The following is a 15,503-nucleotide window of genomic DNA, read 5'->3' as shown; positions in this document are numbered from 1 at the left end:
GTCAGGCTCTGCGGCACGTGGGATGTACTGGGAGTACACCCATCAGCCGAGACTTCCTCGCCCGGGCTGGTGCGGGTGTGCTGGCTGCCATGAGCGAGGTTGTGATCGCGGCCGCCGCCGCTGGGATCCGCCGCCTGGCGGCCTGTCTGCTGGCCGGCCTCCTGGCGGGGTGCTCGGCGCCGGCAGGCCCGCTGGGTGCCGGGACGAGGACGCTGCCGGTGTCGTCGCCCCGCGTGGCGGGCGCCGGGTCGGGGGTGCCCGTGGTGCTGCGGTTCGGCGATCACGTCGTCGCCGCGAGGTTGACCGACACGATGGTGTCGCGGCAGCTCACCGCGATGCTCCCGTTGACCGTGCAACTGGCGGACGCGTGGGGGCAGGCGAAGGCGGGGCCGCTGCCGCGACCGCTCACGGCCGGGGGAGGCGGTACGCCGGTTCACGATCCCGCCGCGGGTGGCATCTACTTCTGGCCCGTGAGCGGGATGATCGCCGTCTACTACGACGACCTCGGCCAGACGGTGCCCGATCCGGGGCTGGTCCGGCTCGGCGTCGTCGAGGCCGGTCTGGACGACCTTTCCCGCGCGGGCCGGCGTCTCACGGTCCGGATCGAGCCGGTCGGCAGCGGATCGAGGTAGAGGACGGCGCGCCCCGGGTTGCTCGTCCCCTTCCTCGGTTCGATGGTCCAGGGAAACCGGCTGACATTCGCGCCGTCCCGCCCCGGTCACGGGTGGATGAGGTGGGCTGCGCGCAGCTCCTCGACGGCGAGTGCCGCGTACTGGTGGGCGCCGTACTCGGACAGGTGGGTGTTGTCGCCGTTGACGTCGGTGAGGTAGATCGGCTTGGAGCCCTCGGGGCCGAGGGACTCGACGAGTTGCTCGGTGCGGGCGGTGAGGTCGATGAGCGGGACGTTCTCGGCGGCGGCGACCGCTCGGGTCTCGGCGGGCAGGTTCACGTCGCCGTGGATGATGAGGCCGAGGTCGTTGAGCTGGGTGCCCTGGAAGCGGCGGCGCACGACGGAGGTGACCAGCACGGGCCGGCCGCCCTGCTCGCGTACGCCGGCGACCATGGCCGAGAGGTTGGCGCGGAAGTCCTCGGCGGTGGTGGTCTTGTCGTTGTGGCCGAACTGGATGAGGACGAGGTCGCCGCGCTGGATGCGGGGCTTCATCGCGGGGAAGAACGCCTCGCCGTCGCGGAAGGTGACGCTGCTCTCGCCGCTGTCGGCGTGGTTGACGACGGAGAGGCCCCGGCCGAGGAAGGAGGGCAGCGCCTGTCCCCAGCCGTAGTAGGGGTGGCTGCTCTGGTCGCAGGCGGTGGAGTCGCCGGCGATGAAGAGCTGGCGGACGCGGCGGGCGGGGGCCACCTTGATCCTGGCGACGTGCGGGGCGGGGCCGTCGAAGGTCAGGGTCAGGCCGGGCGTGCCGAGCGGGCCGGTGGGCTCGCCCTCGGGCTCGCGGACGTTGACGGTGAAGCTGCGGCGAGCGAACGCGCCCGGTTCCGTGGCGGTGAGCGGCACCATCGAGCGTCGGGCCTCGGCGTGCACGGAGGTCTGTGCGGCGACCTGGGCGTCGCCGAGCACGACCGTCACGTCGTAGTTGCCGGTGGGGACGTCGAACGTGCAGACGATGGGTGACGTGCCGGTGCAGTGGGACGCCAGGTCCTCGTACGGCAGTGGGGGAGGTCCGTCGGCCAGGGCGGGGGAGCCGATGAGTAACGGGGTGAGCAGGGCGGCGACGGCGAGCAGGGGGCGGCGTTGTCTCACTGGGCTCCTTGGGTAAGCGCTTTCCAGTGGCTTGCGAACAAGTCGCGGGGCTCGTGGTGGACACCCGGATTTAAACGGTTTCTCGGGGGATGTGCAAGCAGGTGGCGTGGATTCGGGGGTGGTGCGCGGCAGGATGGCGTGCTGCTTCCTGTCTCCTATTCTGCGTTGAAGCCCTGTTCAGGGCTGCTCGGCGACGTCGCGCGGGCGGGATGCGCAGGGCCGCGTCAGGGTGAGGCTTGACTGGCGTTCCTGCCTATGGTCCGATGACATCCACGTAAACGGTTCAACTCGTAAGAGTTTCGACGAGCCGCATCATCTCCTCTGCTCCCGGCCGGATCGGTGACCGGCTCCCCCCTCGTGACAAGGAGACGTTCATGCATGCCTTACGCCGACATCGAGCTGTCGTCGTTCTGCTCGCCTGTACGGCGCTGACCGCGCCCGCGGACGCCGCGGCCCTCACGCACCAAGCGGCCGCACGTCCGATGGAGAACCTGGGGCGCGGCGTCGTGGCCGTGCGTTCCAGCAGCACGAACGTGCTGGTGACCTGGCGGCTGCTGGGGCTGGACCCTGACGGGATCGGCTTCAACGTCTACCGGTCCACCGCCGGCGGCTCGTACGTCAAGCTCAACTCCTCCGTCCTGACCGGCGGCACCAACTACACCGACTCCACGGCCGACCTCACCAAGGCCAACAGCTACCGCGTCCGGCCGGTGGTCGACGGCGCCGAGCAGGCGCCGAGCGCCGCCTTCACGCTGAGCGCCGGCCACGCCACCGAACCCGTCGTCCGCGTCCCCCTGCGCGCGGGCGGGCCGGTGAAGTTCGTCTGGGTGGGCGACCTCAACGGCGACGGGGAGTACGACTACGTGCTCGATCGTCAGACCTCACCCCAGACGATCGAGGCCTACCGCAACGACGGCGCCTTCCTCTGGTCGGTGAATCTGGGGCCGAACAGCACCGACCAGGACAACATCGAGCCCGGCTCGTCCACCGTCGACGTGGGCCACTGGGACGGCGTCACGGTCCACGACCTCGACAGCGACGGCCGGGCGGAGGTGGCGGTACGCATCGCCAACGGCGTGGTCTTCGGCAACGGCACGACGTACACCGGCCTGCCGAGCGACACCCACCAGGCCATCGCCATCCTCGACGGCCGGACCGGCGCGCTGCGGGCGAGCGCCCCCGTGCCGACCGACTACCTCGCCGACGGCCCGATGGGGGCCCGCCTCGGCGTCGGCTACCTGGACGGTGTGACGCCGAGCCTGGTCGCGTACATGAAGAACCGGGTCGGCAACGGCGGCTTCAACCTCATGTACACCGCGTGGAAGCTCTCCGGCGGCACGCTGAGCAGGCAGTGGAAGTGGCTGCGCGGCTCGCAGGCCGCCCCCGACGGGCACAACACCCGCATCATCGACCTGGACCAGGACGGCGATGACGAGATCGCCGAGATCGGGTTCGCGCTCAACGGCGACGGCACCCTGCGCTACAGCCTGGCCGACGAGGGGGTCGTGCACGGCGACCGCTGGCACGTCGCCGACATGGACCCCCGCCGGGCCGGCCTGGAGGGGTACGGCGTGCAGCAGGACAACCCGAGCGGCCTGCGCGAGTACTACTACGGCGCCAAGAACGGCAACATGCTCTGGCAGCACGTCGAGGCCGGCGTCGGCGACGTCGGACGCGGCATGGCCGCCGACATCGACCCGCGCCACCTGGGCATGGAGGTCTGGTCGTTCTCCGGCGTCTACAACGCCCGCACCAACACGCTCACCCAGGCCACCGGCCCCTGGCCGCATCTGAGCGTGCTCTGGGACGGCGACCTGACCACGGAGCTGTTCAACGACGGCCGGATCGAGAAGTGGGACCCCGCGACGGGGGGCGTGTCACGGCAGGTGACCACCTGGAACTTCGGCGCGACCAACAACGGCACGCAGTATCCCGCGCTGATCGGCGACATCCTCGGCGACTGGCGCGAGGAGGTGGTGATGACCACTCCCGAGTACGACGAGCTGCTCGTCTTCACCACCGACAGGCCGACCGCCACCCGGCTCTACACGCTCGCCCACAACCCGGCCTACCGCAACGACCTGACCGTCAAGGGCTACCTGCAGGACCACCACGTCGACTACTACCTCGGCAACGGCATGACCACGCCGCCCCGGCCGAACATCAGCTACTGATCCCCTGTCGTACGGAAGGAGTTCGATTCTCGTGGTTGAAATCAGCCGGCGGTCCATGCTGGCCACCACGGCGGCGGGCGCCGCGGCGGCGCTGGCCTTCCGCGGTGCCAGTCCTGCTGCGGCACAGGCCACCCCGACGGCCGCGCCCGTGGATCTGAAGGGGCATGACCCGATCACCCTGACCTGGCTCGAAGGCGGGGCCCCCGCCGAGGTGACCGGCGGTACGACGTGGGGCGTGCCGTGGCCGCGCGGCGCGTTCGCGCCCGAGCAGCAGTTCACCCTCACCACCGAGGCGGGCGCCCAGGTGCCGGTGCAGTCGTGGCCGATCGGCTTCTGGCCGGACGGCTCGGTGAAGTGGACCGCGCACGCGGTGAGCGGGGCCGAGCCGCGCGCGCGGACGTACCGGCTCGCCGCGGGAACGGCCGCGCAGCCCGCGAAGCCGGTGGTCGTCAGGACCGCCGGCGGCCAGGTCACCGTGGACACCGGGGTGATCACCGTGGTGTTCGGGCGCTCGGGCGAGCACCTCGTCAAGTCGATCACGCGGGGCGCGACCGTCGTCGCCAAGGACGGCCGCCTCATCGCCTCCCGCCAGGACAAGCCCGAGGAGGCCGGCAAGACCGAGTCGTTCACCGGCCACGTCTCGTCGGTGAAGGTCGAGCAGAGCGGCCCCGTCCGGGCGGTGGTCAAGGTGGAGGGCAGGCACAAGAAGGGGCGGCGCGAGTGGCTGCCGTTCACGGTGCGGTTCTACCTGTACGCGGGCTCCGACGCGATCCGCGTGGTGCACACCTTCGTCTACGACGGCGACGAGGGCAAGGACTTCGTCAACGGCCTGGGCGTGCGCTTCGCCGTGCCGATGCGGGGCGAGCTGCACGACCGGCACGTGCGCTTCGCGGGCGAGGGCGACGGCGTGCTGGCCGAGGCCGTACGCGGCGTCACCGGCCTGCGCCGCGACCCCGGCCAGGCCGTCCGGCAGGCCCAGTACCAGGGCAAGGCCACCCCCGACCCGGCCACCTGGGACCAACGCGTCACCACGCGCCTGCACTGGATCCCGGCCTGGGGCGACCACCGGCTGAGCCAGCTCAACGCGCACGGCTTCGAGATCCACAAGCGCACCAAGGAAGGCCACTCGTGGGTGCGCGTGGACGGCGGGCGCCGGGCCGCCGGGCTCGCCTACGTCGGCGGGCCGACCGGCGGGCTGGCGTTCGGCATGCGGAACTTCTGGCAGCTCTGCCCGACCGAGCTGGAGATCACCGGCGCCGCCTCCGACGAGGCGCAGGCCACCGTGTGGATGTGGTCGCCCCGGGCGGGCGCGATGGACCTGCGGTTCTACCACGACGGCATGGGCCAGGACACCTACCCGGAGCAGCTCGACGCCTTGGAGATCACTTACGAGGACTACGAGCCCGGCTTCGGCACCCCGTACGGTGTCGCGCGCACCACCGAGCTGACGTTCTGGGCGCTGGAGGCCACCCCGGCGAGCGAGCGCTTCGCCCGGCTCGCCGACGCCAACGCCACCCCGCCCCTGCTGATCAGCCCGCCTCAGCACAACCACGCGGCCGGCGTGTTCGGCTCCTGGTCACCGGTGGACCGGTCGGTCCCGGCCAAGGCGGCGCTGGAGGACAGGCTCGACCTGGTGCACAAGTACCACCGCGAGCAGGTGGACCAGCGCTCCTGGTACGGCTTCTGGGACTACGGCGACATCATGCACAGCTACGACGGCGACCGGCACGTGTGGAGCTACGACGTCGGCGGCTACGCCTGGGACAACTCCGAGCTGTCCACCGACCTGTGGCTCTGGTACCACTACCTGCGCACCGGGGACGCGCAGGCGTTCCGCTTCGCCGAGGCGATGACCCGCCACACCAGCGAGGTGGACATGTACCACCTCGGCAAATGGCGCGGCCTGGGCACCCGGCACGGCGTCATGCACTGGGGCGACAGCGCCAAGCAGGTGCGCATCAGCAACGCCGGTTACAAGCGCTTCTACTACTTCCTCACGGCCGACGAGCGGATCGGCGACGTGCTGCACGACCTGATCGACTCCGACCGCAGCTTCCTCGTGCTCGACCCCGTACGCAAACTGGGCGGCCGGCCGTTCGACCCGGACCCCAAGGCGCTCGGCGTCGGAACCACCACCGACTGGGGCTCCCTGGCGATGGCGTGGCTGACGGAGTGGGAGCGGGGCGGCGACCCGATCGCCCGCACCAAGCTGGTCAACGGCGCCACCACGATCGCGGCGCTGCCCAACGGCTGGGTGCAGGGCGGGGACGTCACGTACAACCTGGCCGACGGCCGCTTCGCCCCGATGACGGAGAAGTCGGTGAGCATCGGCAGCCTCAGCTCCGTCTTCGGGCTCATCGAGGTCATGACCGAGCTGATCGGCCTGATCGACGACCAGGCCGTGAAGGCGAAGTGGGTGGAGTTCTGCCGCCTCTACAACGCGACCAAGGCCGAGCAGAAGGAGGCCACCGGCGCCGACTGGGGCAACCTCAACCTCCGGCAGGCCTACTCGCGGGCCACCGCGTACGCGGCCGTGCAGCTGAACGACCAGGCCCTCGCCAAGCGTGCCTGGCAGGAGCTGCGCACCGGCCACGCCGGCTACCCCGACAACCACCCGTTCGCCTCGCGGCGGGTCGAGGGGTCCGCCGTGCTGAACCCCGTGGACGAGGCGAATCTGTCGACGAACGCCAGCGCGCAGTACGGCCTGGCCGTCTTCCAGTGCCTCGCCCTGGTCGGGGAGCACATCTGAGGTGATCGTGCCGCGGTCCGCCGGAACCGGTGCCGGCGGCCCCCGGCGGATCTCGACTCCGTGCCTCAGTAGGATGACGACTCATGATCACCGTGATGACCTGGAACGTTCTGCACCGCATCCACGCGGAGAACTGGGGTGCGGACATCCCGGCGCGCTGGCCGGACGAGCCGGAGCGGATCGCCGCCGTCTCGGCACGGCTCGCCGGCCGCGCCGAGCAGGTCATCGCCTTGCAGGAGGTCAGCGGGGACCAGCTGGCCGCCCTGCGTCGTGCCCTGCCCGGCCGGACGGTTCACGCCCTGACCTATCCGCGTGTCCCGGCACCGCGCAACGGCGCCTCCCCCCTCGACGATCCGCGGGAACACCTCGTGCTGGCGGTGGACGGACCGGCCCGCCAGGTCGCCGCCGAACCCTTCGAGGAGGATCCGGGCAAGGGCCTGCTCGCCGTCCGGACCGCCGGGATTCTCGTGATCGCCGTCCACGTGAGCTCCGGTGAACGGAGCGCGCGTCAGCTGGAACGCCTTTCGGAGCTGGCCGCCGCCTCGCCGGAGCCGGTCGTCCTGCTCGGTGACTTCAACACCGACCGGGCCGCCGTGCTCGCCGGCCTCGGCCCCGCGTTCACCGTCGCGGACCTCCCGCCGGACGCGCTGCCGACCCGGCCGCGCACGGAGGGCGCGAAGTCGCCGTTCATCGACCACGTGGTCGTACGCGGAGGCGAGGCCGGCGACGCGGCCGTCGAGAACGCGGACGGCCTGTCGGACCACAATCTCGTGCGTGCGAGGGTGACCGCCTGAACGGCGCCGGGAGTCACTCCCGCGGTGGCGCGGGCTTCAGCGTGCGGACCGAGTCGCGCACGACGATGTGCGTGCCGAGCATGACGTGGCCCGTGCCGGCCTCGCCCGACCCGCGTTCCAGCGCCATGCGGACGGCCGTGCGGCCGAGCTCCTCGTGGGGCACGTGGACGGTGGTGAGGTCGATGTCGGCGGCGGTGGGCAGGTCGTCGAAGCCGACCATGGAGATGTCGTCGGGCACCCGCAGCCCGTGCTCGCGCAGCGCCTGCCGGGCGCCGGCCGCGAGGAGGTCGTTGCCGGCGAACACGGCGGTGAAGTCGGCCGGTCCCGCCGCGAGGCGCTCCCGGATCATGCGGTAGCCCTCGCTGCGCTCCATGGTGCCGTCGATCTCCAGACCGGGGTCGTGGGCGACGTGGAAGTCGGCCAGGGCCCGGCGGTAGCCGGCGACGCGGCTGTCGGGCGTGGTGTAGCCCTCCCGGCGGCCGAGGAACAGGATGCGCCGATGGCCGGCCGAGAGCAGGTGGCTGGTGATGGCGTAGGCGCCGCCGGTGTTGTCGTACTCGACGACGAGGGCGGGCACGTCGGGGCCCAGCGTGGGGCGGCCGCACAGGACGAGCTGGGAGCCGGCGGCGGCCAGGGCGCGGGCGTAGTCGGCCATGCGCTCGCGGTAGGCGTCGTTGTTGACGACGTTGCCGACGAGGATCACGCATTCGGCCTGTTCCTGCCGCATGAGCTGGACCGTGGCGAGCTCGCGCTCGGGGTCGCCGCCGGTGGTGCCGACGATGCAGAGCTTGCCTTCGAGGGCGGCCTGGGTCTGGACGCCCTGGGCGACGTGCGCGTAGTGGGGTGACACGACGGAGGTGACGATGATGGCGACGCTGCGGCTGCGGGCCCCGGCCAGGCCGCGGGCGTTGGCGTTGGCGACGTAGTCGAGCTCGCGGACCGCCTTCATGACCTTGCTGCGGGTGGCGGGGGCGCTGGGGTAGGAGCCGGACAGGATGCGGGAGACCGTGGCGACGGACACGCCGGCGTGGGCGGCCACGTCGCGGATCGTCACCGCCCGCCGGTCCTCACCCTCGGATGTCGCGCGCCGGGACATGCACCCTCACCTGTCAGGTCTATGGCTGGTAAACCGGTTGCATCGATCGTTTCGCTCCCCTGCGGAGGTGTCAAATCGTACCTCTCCGGGTGCCGGGTGGAAGCGGTTGCACCCGGCCGTCGGGCGGGCGTCACTGGTTCGCCGCGTACTCCTCGGCCAACTCCCTGGCCATCTGGTCGCCGCCGGTCTGCTTCCACTGGGCGACGACGTCCTTCCAGGCCGACAGCGGTTTGCGGCCGAAGGCGATGGCCGCGATGCCGTCCCCGAGGATCTGGTTCAGCTGGGCGCCCTTGCTCACCTGGGTGGCCGAACGCAGCCCCTGACCGGGATTGGGGACGCTCTTCGGCAGCGTCGCCTGCTGCCACTCGTAGGTGGCCTTGGCCGTCTCCGGGTGGCCGGGGAGGTAGAGGACCGACGGCGCGGCGCCGATGTAGCGGAAGGGGAGGGTGTTGTTGTTCTCGGTCTGGTAGAGGTCGGTGGTCTTGATGCCGCCGTCCTCCTTGGTGAAGTGCACGCCCTCGACGCCGTAGTTGGCCAGCTCGTACTCCTTGGTGCCGAACGGGGCGCTGAGGTAGTCGCTGATGCGCAGCAGCAGTTTGATCCGGTCGGCGGGGGCCTTCTTGAGGGTGACGTAGCCGAACATGCCGGCGCTCTGCCAGGGCGTGGCCGCCGGGCTGTACGGGCGGCCCAGGTCGAGCTCGTACCTGCCGTTGATCTTGGTGAGGGTGGTCGGCGACAACGACCCGAAGCCGTCCTGGGAGGAGGCGACCGTGCCGTTGTAGAAGTAGCTCTGCATGTCGGTGGAGCTGACGGTCAGGCTGTCGGGATGCACCGACTCGGCCTCCACCAGCTTGCGCATGACGTCGATGGCCTGCTCGAACTGCGGGGTGGTGATCGTCGAGGTGAACTGGCCGCCCGAGACCGCCCAGATGTTGGGCGCGCCGAGCGCGCCGGCGTGGTAGGTGATGCACCCCAGACCGGTGAAGAGCGTCTTGTACCAGCCGAGCCCCCACTTGCGCTCGCCGCTGAGCTCCTTCATCGCGTCCAGGTACTGCTCGGCGGTCCAGTCCTTGGGGATGCCGGCCTCGTTCATGGCCGTGCGGTTGACGAACAGGCTGTTGGCCGGCATGGGTCGCTCCAGCGGGATGCCGTAGATCTTGCCGTTGATCCGTCCCATGCCCTTCCAGGCGTAGGTGGGGATGTTGGCCAGGTTCGGGTACTGCCTGACGGCGTCACCCGCGACGAACTCCGACAGATCGGCGCACCGGGCCTGGATGAACTCCAGGGAGTGCGGCAGCGCCAGGTTGGTGAACATGATGATGTCCGGCAGGTCGCTGCCCGAGGCCATCAGGGTGGTCATCTTCTGGCCGTACTCGGGGTCGGGGATGACGGTCACCTGCAGGTCGACGTTGAGCGCCTTGTTGATCGCCTGCCAGTACCGGTTCTGGGCGACGGGCGCGGGCGGCGGGCCGTACGTCACGACCAGCGCGGTCACCTTCGAGCCGTCGCCGACGGTGTCGTCGACCGACTGCGTCAGCGTCTCCGGGTACGTCAGGTAGAGCGGCTGCACGCCGGTGTCGTCGCCGGGCGCGTCCGGCTTCGGCCCGGCGAAGGGCACGTAGGTCGGCCACGGCGCCAGCTGCTTGCCCGCGTTGGAGACGCCGCCGGTGCCCGAGCCGCCGCCACTGCCGCCACAGGCGGACAGCAGGGGTGCGGCGGCCAGGCCGAGGGCTCCCGCGCCGGCCATCCTGAGCAGGCCGCGACGGTTCATGATGTTGTCCATGACGAGGTTCCTTCGGGGGGTCAGGCCTTGAGCGCGCCCGTGAGCACGCCCTTGGCGAAGTAGCGCTGCAGGAACGGGTACACGCACACGATCGGCAGGGTGGCCAGGATGACGACGGCCATCTGGACCGACTGCGGCGAGGCCGTGGCCATCTCGCCCGCCGTCTCGGACAGGGAGGCGCCGCCGGTGACGTACTGGCGCAGCACGGTGCCGATCGGCCATTTGCTCTGGTCGTTGAAGTAGATGATCGCCTCGAAGAAGCGGTTCCAGTACGAGACCGCGTAGAACAGGCCGATCACCGCGATGACCGCCTTGGACAGCGGCAGCACGACCTTGCGCAGGATCGCCAGCTCGCCGGCGCCGTCCATGCGGGCGGCGTCGATCAGCTCCTGCGGGATCGACTGGAAGAAGCCGCGCATCACGACCAGGTTGAACACGTTGATCAGGAACGGCAGGATCAGCGCCGCGTAGTTGTCCACCAGGCCGGCGCTCTGCACGACCAGGAACAGCGGCACCATGCCGGGCGGGAACAGGAACGTGAACAGCACCAGCAGCAGCATCGGCTTGCCTCCGTAGACCTTCGGCCGGCTCAGCGTGTACGCCAGCGCGATGGTGCAGGCCAGGCTCAGAGCCGTGCCGACCAGCGTGATGCCGGTGCTGATGACCAGGGCGCGGGTGATGATGCCGCCGGCCAGGATGTCGCCGTAGGCGTCGAAGGAGAACTCGGTCGGCCAGATCACCCAGCCGCCGTTGTCGATGACGTTCTGCGGGCTCGCCAGGCTGGTGGCCAGCACCGTCCACAGCGGGAAGAGCACCAGCAGCACGACGACGCTCAGCGCGACCGCCTTCAGCGCGCGGATGGCGACGGTGGGGCGGCCCATCCAGGCGGGCGCTTGCGTGGTGGTGCTCATGCCTTGTAAACCCCCTGCTCGCCGAGCCGGTGCGCCACTTTGTTGGCGGTGTGGATGAGGACGACGCCGATCACGCCCTTGAACAGGCCGACGGCGGCGGCGTAGCCGAAGTCGCCGCCCGCGAAGGCGGTGAAGTAGACGAACGTCTCCAGCACCTCGCCGGTCTCCGGGCCGACCGACTGGCGTTGCAGGAAGAACTGCTCGAACCCGATCGACAGGAACTCGCCCAGGCGCAGCACCAGCAGCAGCACGATGACCGGGCGGATGGCGGGCAGGGTGACGTGCCACAGGCGGCGGCCCCAGCTCGCGCCGTCGATGGCGGCGGCCTCGTACTGCTGCTCGTCGACCTGCGACAGCGCGGCCAGGAAGATGATGGTGGCCCAGCCGCACTCCTTCCAGACGAGCTGGGCGACCACCAGCGGCCCGTACGCGTCCGGGTTCCCGATGATCGAGATGCTGCCCGCGCCCAGGTCGGACAGCCAGCCGTTGACCACGCCCGCGCCGCCGAGCATCTGCTGGAACAGCGCCAGCACGATCACCCACGACAGGAAGTGCGGCAGGTAGACCACGCTCTGCACGAACTTCCTGACCGTGTCGCCGACGATGCTGTGCAGCAGCAGGGCCAGCGCCAGCGGGGCAGGGAAGAAGAACACCAGTTGCAGGACGGCGATCGTCAGGGTGTTGCGCACCGCGTTCCAGAACCCGGGGTCGGTGAGCATGCGCTCGAAGTGCGCCAGGCCCACCCACTCGCTGCCCGAGATCCCGAGGAACGGGACGTAGTCCATGAACGCCAGCACGTTGCCGAACATCGCGCCGTAGTGGAAGACCAGGAAGTACACCAGGCCCGGCACCGCGATGAGCAGCAGCACGCGGTCGGCGCGGATGCGGCGCAAGCGGTTGTGCGCCGTCCCTGTCCTCTCGGTGGGCGGGCTGGCCGCGCCGGTGTCGCTGCGGACCCGCGTCATGCTCACGTGCTACGCCTCTCTCGCGTGCCCAGCTCGAAACAGAATGTTCATCAACATAAAGCGGTTACATAGGACCGTCAATAGCGGTTCCAGGGAGTCTTCCTGGACAGAGAGCGTTGTGATGGGGGAGGTGATCTCGTACAGTTACCTCGAACTGAGGAAGCGTTTACATGGATGTCCCACGTCTCATAGGAGCTGATCCGTGCTACGGCGACCCGTCGCGGTCTTCGCCATCGCCCCCTGGGCGTTCGGCGACGTCTTCCCGGCCGATCTGCTCACCCGGTTACGGCAACTGGCCGACATCGACCCGGCGACCACCTTCACCTCGTTCGAGGGACCGGAGGCCGCCGCCGCGTTGGCGGAGGCGAACATCCTGCTCACCGGCTGGGGAGGCCCGCGCGTCGACGAGGCGGTGCTGGCGGCCGCGCCCCGGCTGCGGGCCGTCGTCCACGCCGCCGGCACCGTCAAGGCCCGCGTCGCTCCCGCCGTGTACGACAGGGGCATCGTCGTGTCCTCGGCGGCCGACGCCAACGCCGTCCCGGTGGCCGACTACACACTCGCCATGCTCGTCCTGGGCGCCAAGCGCGCCTTCACCCGCGCCCGGCGCTACGCCGCCGCCCGCGAGGACGGCCCCAGGGACTGGCTCTCCGGCGACGGCACCGGCCTGCACGACTGCACGGTGGGCGTGATCGGCGCCTCCCGGATCGGCCGGCTGGTGCTGCGGCGTCTGCGGGCCTTCGACGTGGAGACGCTGCTGTACGACCCCCACGTGAGCACGGCCGAAGCCGCGGCCCTCGGCGTCGAGCCGGTGAGCCTGGACGAGCTCTGCCGCCGCGGCGACCTCGTCACCGTGCACGCCCCCGCCCTGCCCGAGACCCGCCACATGCTCGACGCCCGCAGGCTCGCCCTGCTGCCGGACGGCGCCGTCGTCGTCAACACCGCCCGCGGCTCGTTGATCGACACCGAGGCGCTGACCGCGGCGTGCGCCACGGGCCGGATCTCCGCCATCCTCGACGTGACCGACCCCGAACCGCTGCCACCGGGGCATCCGCTCTTCGCCCTGCCGAACGTCCTCGTCACTCCGCACCTGGCCGGTGCGCAGGGGCGTGAGATGCGCAGGCTCGGCGAGTTCGCGGTGGCCGAGGTCGGCAGGTTCGTCAACGGTGTGCCGCTGCTCGGACAGGTCGAGCCGGCGCAACTTCCCTACATCGCGTGAGGTCGGAATGACGAAGACGTTCATGTTCGGCGGGGGCGGCGTCGAGCTGGGCCCCGACGGAGCGCCGACGGCGTTCCTGCATCCCCGGGACCCCGGCCGGGTCTACCTCCTCAGCGAGACACTGGAGGAATGGCATGGTCCTGATCACTCCTGGGGCTCTGGCTTCGTCATCACGCCGGAGGGGTCCGGCCGATGGCAGACCGCGAACGCGGTGGACTGGCGCGCCGGCGGCGTGACCGCGTGGCATCGGCCGCGAGCTGGCCTGGAGCTGACCATCGACCGCCGCACCGACGGCGACCACTGGGTGGAGACCTATCGGTGGACGAACACCGGCGACCGCGCCGTCGAGATCACGGGGCTGGCCGTGAACGTGCCGGTACGCGACGTCTACGACGGGGCGCGGTCGGCGTTGGCCCGCGGTTGCCACGCGCACGTCTTCACCGGCGGCGCGTGGTCATGGATCCTGGCCGAGCCGATGTCCGGGGCGGCGCCGCTGCTCGGGGTGATCGTGCGGGAGGGGAGCCTGTGGGCGTACTCGGTCGAGTCCCGCAACCGGCGCACCTCGTCGAACGCCCGAGGGCACCTCCTCGTCCACCCGACCGATCATGCCCGCAACCCCGACGCTTTCGGCGGGCAGCCGGTCCTGACGCTGGCCGCGGGGGAGAGCCACACGCTGTCGTGGGAGCTCGGCTGGTACGACAGCCGCGCGGCGTTCCTCGTCGCCACGGACGCCCCGGCGCGGCTGCCCTCGCTGACCGCGCCGCTCGGCTCGGAGGTGGAGGTCGAGCTCGCCGCCGGAACGACGCTCCTGTCCGGGGAGAGCGCCGTCATGGGGAGCCGCCACGGCGTCCAGCACCTCGACCTGGAGCGCGACGGGCGCACGAGCCGTACGGCGGTCGCCTTCCTGGCTCCGGTCCGGCTCCTCACCGAGGCACGGGTCGAACGCATCCTCCACGAACACCGGCCGGTCGAACGGCCGGATCCCGAGCGGTACGCGTTCGTCCCCGTGGACACCCGCACCGGGTTACGGCAGACGGAGAACGGCTGGCCCGACTGGACCGACGGCGCCGAGCGGACCGGGATGGCCGTGCTGCTGCAACAGGCGCGACGGCGCGGCTGGGGCGACCGGCAGGCGATCGACGACGCGCTGCGGGGGTTCGCGCGCTTCGCCCGGGAACGACTCGTCCAGCCGGACGGCTCCGTCCGTCGCGGCAGCCGACCCGGCGCCGAGCCGTTGCGGCTCTACAACACGCCGTGGCTCGCGCACTTCTTCCTCGACCAGTTCCATCTCTACGGCGACGGCGCCGACCTGGACCTCGCCGCGTCCCTCCTGGAATCCGGTTACGCGTTGGGCGCGGCCGGCCAACTCCTGATCGGGCACCCCGAGGCCGTCGCCGGGGTCGCCGACGCACTGGAGGCCCAGGGCCACCCGGAGCGGGCGGGCTCGCTGCGCGAGGCCCTGATCGACCACGCCGACCGCTTCGTGGACCTCGGCACCGACCTGCCGGCGCACGAGGTCACGTACGAACAGTCGATGGTCGCGCCGCTGGTGAGCCTGTTCGCGACCGCGTACGCCCTGCGGCCCGACGAGCGCTTCGTCGCCGCACTGCGTCCCGCGGTGAGGTGGCTGCGGGCCTTCGGCGGGCCGCAGCCGCACGTGCGGCTGCGTGACATCGGCATCCGGCATTGGGACGGCTACTGGTTCGGCATCGACCGGCAGTGGGGCGACGTCTTCCCGCACTACTGGAGCGTCCTGACCGCGGTGGCCCTCCGCCGGCTCCCCGCACAGCTGCAGACCGAGGAGAGCCGGCGGACCGCGGACGCGATCTTCGCGGCCAACCTCGTCGACTTCACCCCGGACGGCCGTACGACCTGCGCCTTCGTGATGCCGAGCTGCGTGGACGGCCGCCCGGCCCATCGTCCGGACCCCCTGGCCAACGACCAGGACTGGGCCCTGGCGCTCCTGCTGCGAACGACCGAACCCTCGGTCAGCGGCATGACAGGCGGTGTCGGCGCGGGAGGCGGGGCTCTGACTCACCCATGCTCGCCTCTGTGAGAG

General features: G+C 70.9%; 11 protein-coding genes. 6 read left to right on the top strand and 5 right to left on the bottom strand.

Annotated elements, in window-relative coordinates; all coding sequences use genetic code 11:
* Positions 1-89: 89 nt before the first annotated feature.
* Complete coding sequence (locus AC27IY_RS35490; RefSeq protein ID WP_487180667.1) at positions 90-632, top strand: cyclophilin-like fold protein; 543 nt, start codon at positions 90-92, stop codon at positions 630-632.
* Positions 633-718: 86 nt separating this feature from the next.
* On the opposite strand, the gene AC27IY_RS35485 is transcribed toward AC27IY_RS35490, so the two are convergent.
* Positions 719-1,756, bottom strand: a complete 1,038-nt coding sequence (locus AC27IY_RS35485; protein ID WP_487180666.1) for a rhamnogalacturonan acetylesterase — start codon at positions 1,754-1,756, stop codon at positions 719-721.
* A 374-nt stretch (positions 1,757-2,130) separates the two neighbouring features.
* Between AC27IY_RS35485 and AC27IY_RS35480 the strand changes: the two genes are divergently transcribed.
* From AC27IY_RS35480 to AC27IY_RS35470, 3 genes are all read left to right on the top strand, one after another.
* Entirely contained in the window at positions 2,131-3,930 is a 1,800-nt protein-coding gene (locus AC27IY_RS35480; protein ID WP_487180665.1) for a rhamnogalacturonan lyase family protein, read from the top strand.
* Between the two features lie 31 nt (positions 3,931-3,961).
* Complete coding sequence (locus tag AC27IY_RS35475; RefSeq protein WP_487180664.1) at positions 3,962-6,679, top strand: exo-rhamnogalacturonan lyase family protein; 2,718 nt, start codon at positions 3,962-3,964, stop codon at positions 6,677-6,679.
* Positions 6,680-6,762: 83 nt separating this feature from the next.
* Positions 6,763-7,473, top strand: coding sequence for an endonuclease/exonuclease/phosphatase family protein (locus AC27IY_RS35470; protein ID WP_487180662.1), 711 nt, complete (start codon positions 6,763-6,765; stop codon positions 7,471-7,473).
* Positions 7,474-7,486: 13 nt separating this feature from the next.
* Here the strand turns inward: AC27IY_RS35470 and AC27IY_RS35465 are convergent, their stop codons facing one another.
* The 4 genes from AC27IY_RS35465 to AC27IY_RS35450 all read right to left on the bottom strand — a co-directional run bounded on the left by AC27IY_RS35465 (position 7,487) and on the right by AC27IY_RS35450 (position 12,228).
* The gene (locus AC27IY_RS35465) at positions 7,487-8,569 is read right to left on the bottom strand and encodes a LacI family DNA-binding transcriptional regulator (protein WP_423449689.1); all 1,083 of its coding nucleotides are present in this window, start codon (positions 8,567-8,569) and stop codon (positions 7,487-7,489) included.
* 130 nt (positions 8,570-8,699) lie between these two features.
* Positions 8,700-10,352, bottom strand: a complete 1,653-nt coding sequence (locus AC27IY_RS35460; RefSeq protein WP_487180661.1) for an extracellular solute-binding protein — start codon at positions 10,350-10,352, stop codon at positions 8,700-8,702.
* Between the two features lie 20 nt (positions 10,353-10,372).
* Complete coding sequence (locus tag AC27IY_RS35455; RefSeq protein ID WP_487180660.1) at positions 10,373-11,263, bottom strand: carbohydrate ABC transporter permease; 891 nt, start codon at positions 11,261-11,263, stop codon at positions 10,373-10,375.
* Positions 11,260-12,228, bottom strand: a complete 969-nt coding sequence (locus tag AC27IY_RS35450) for an ABC transporter permease (RefSeq protein WP_487180798.1) — start codon at positions 12,226-12,228, stop codon at positions 11,260-11,262. Before AC27IY_RS35450 ends, AC27IY_RS35455 begins: the two co-directional genes overlap by 4 nt.
* Positions 12,229-12,430: 202 nt before the next feature.
* Here AC27IY_RS35450 and AC27IY_RS35445 point away from each other — a divergent pair, with 202 nt between their 5' ends.
* Together AC27IY_RS35445 and AC27IY_RS35440 are read left to right on the top strand one after the other, a co-directional pair.
* Complete coding sequence (locus AC27IY_RS35445) at positions 12,431-13,444, top strand: hydroxyacid dehydrogenase (RefSeq protein WP_487180659.1); 1,014 nt, start codon at positions 12,431-12,433, stop codon at positions 13,442-13,444.
* 7 nt (positions 13,445-13,451) lie between these two features.
* Positions 13,452-15,500, top strand: a complete 2,049-nt coding sequence (locus tag AC27IY_RS35440) for a hypothetical protein (protein ID WP_487180658.1) — start codon at positions 13,452-13,454, stop codon at positions 15,498-15,500.
* Positions 15,501-15,503 lie beyond the last annotated feature (3 nt).

It is taken from the genome of Nonomuraea sp. B208, assembly GCF_057536035.1.
This window is presented reverse-complemented; position numbering and strand designations above follow the sequence as displayed.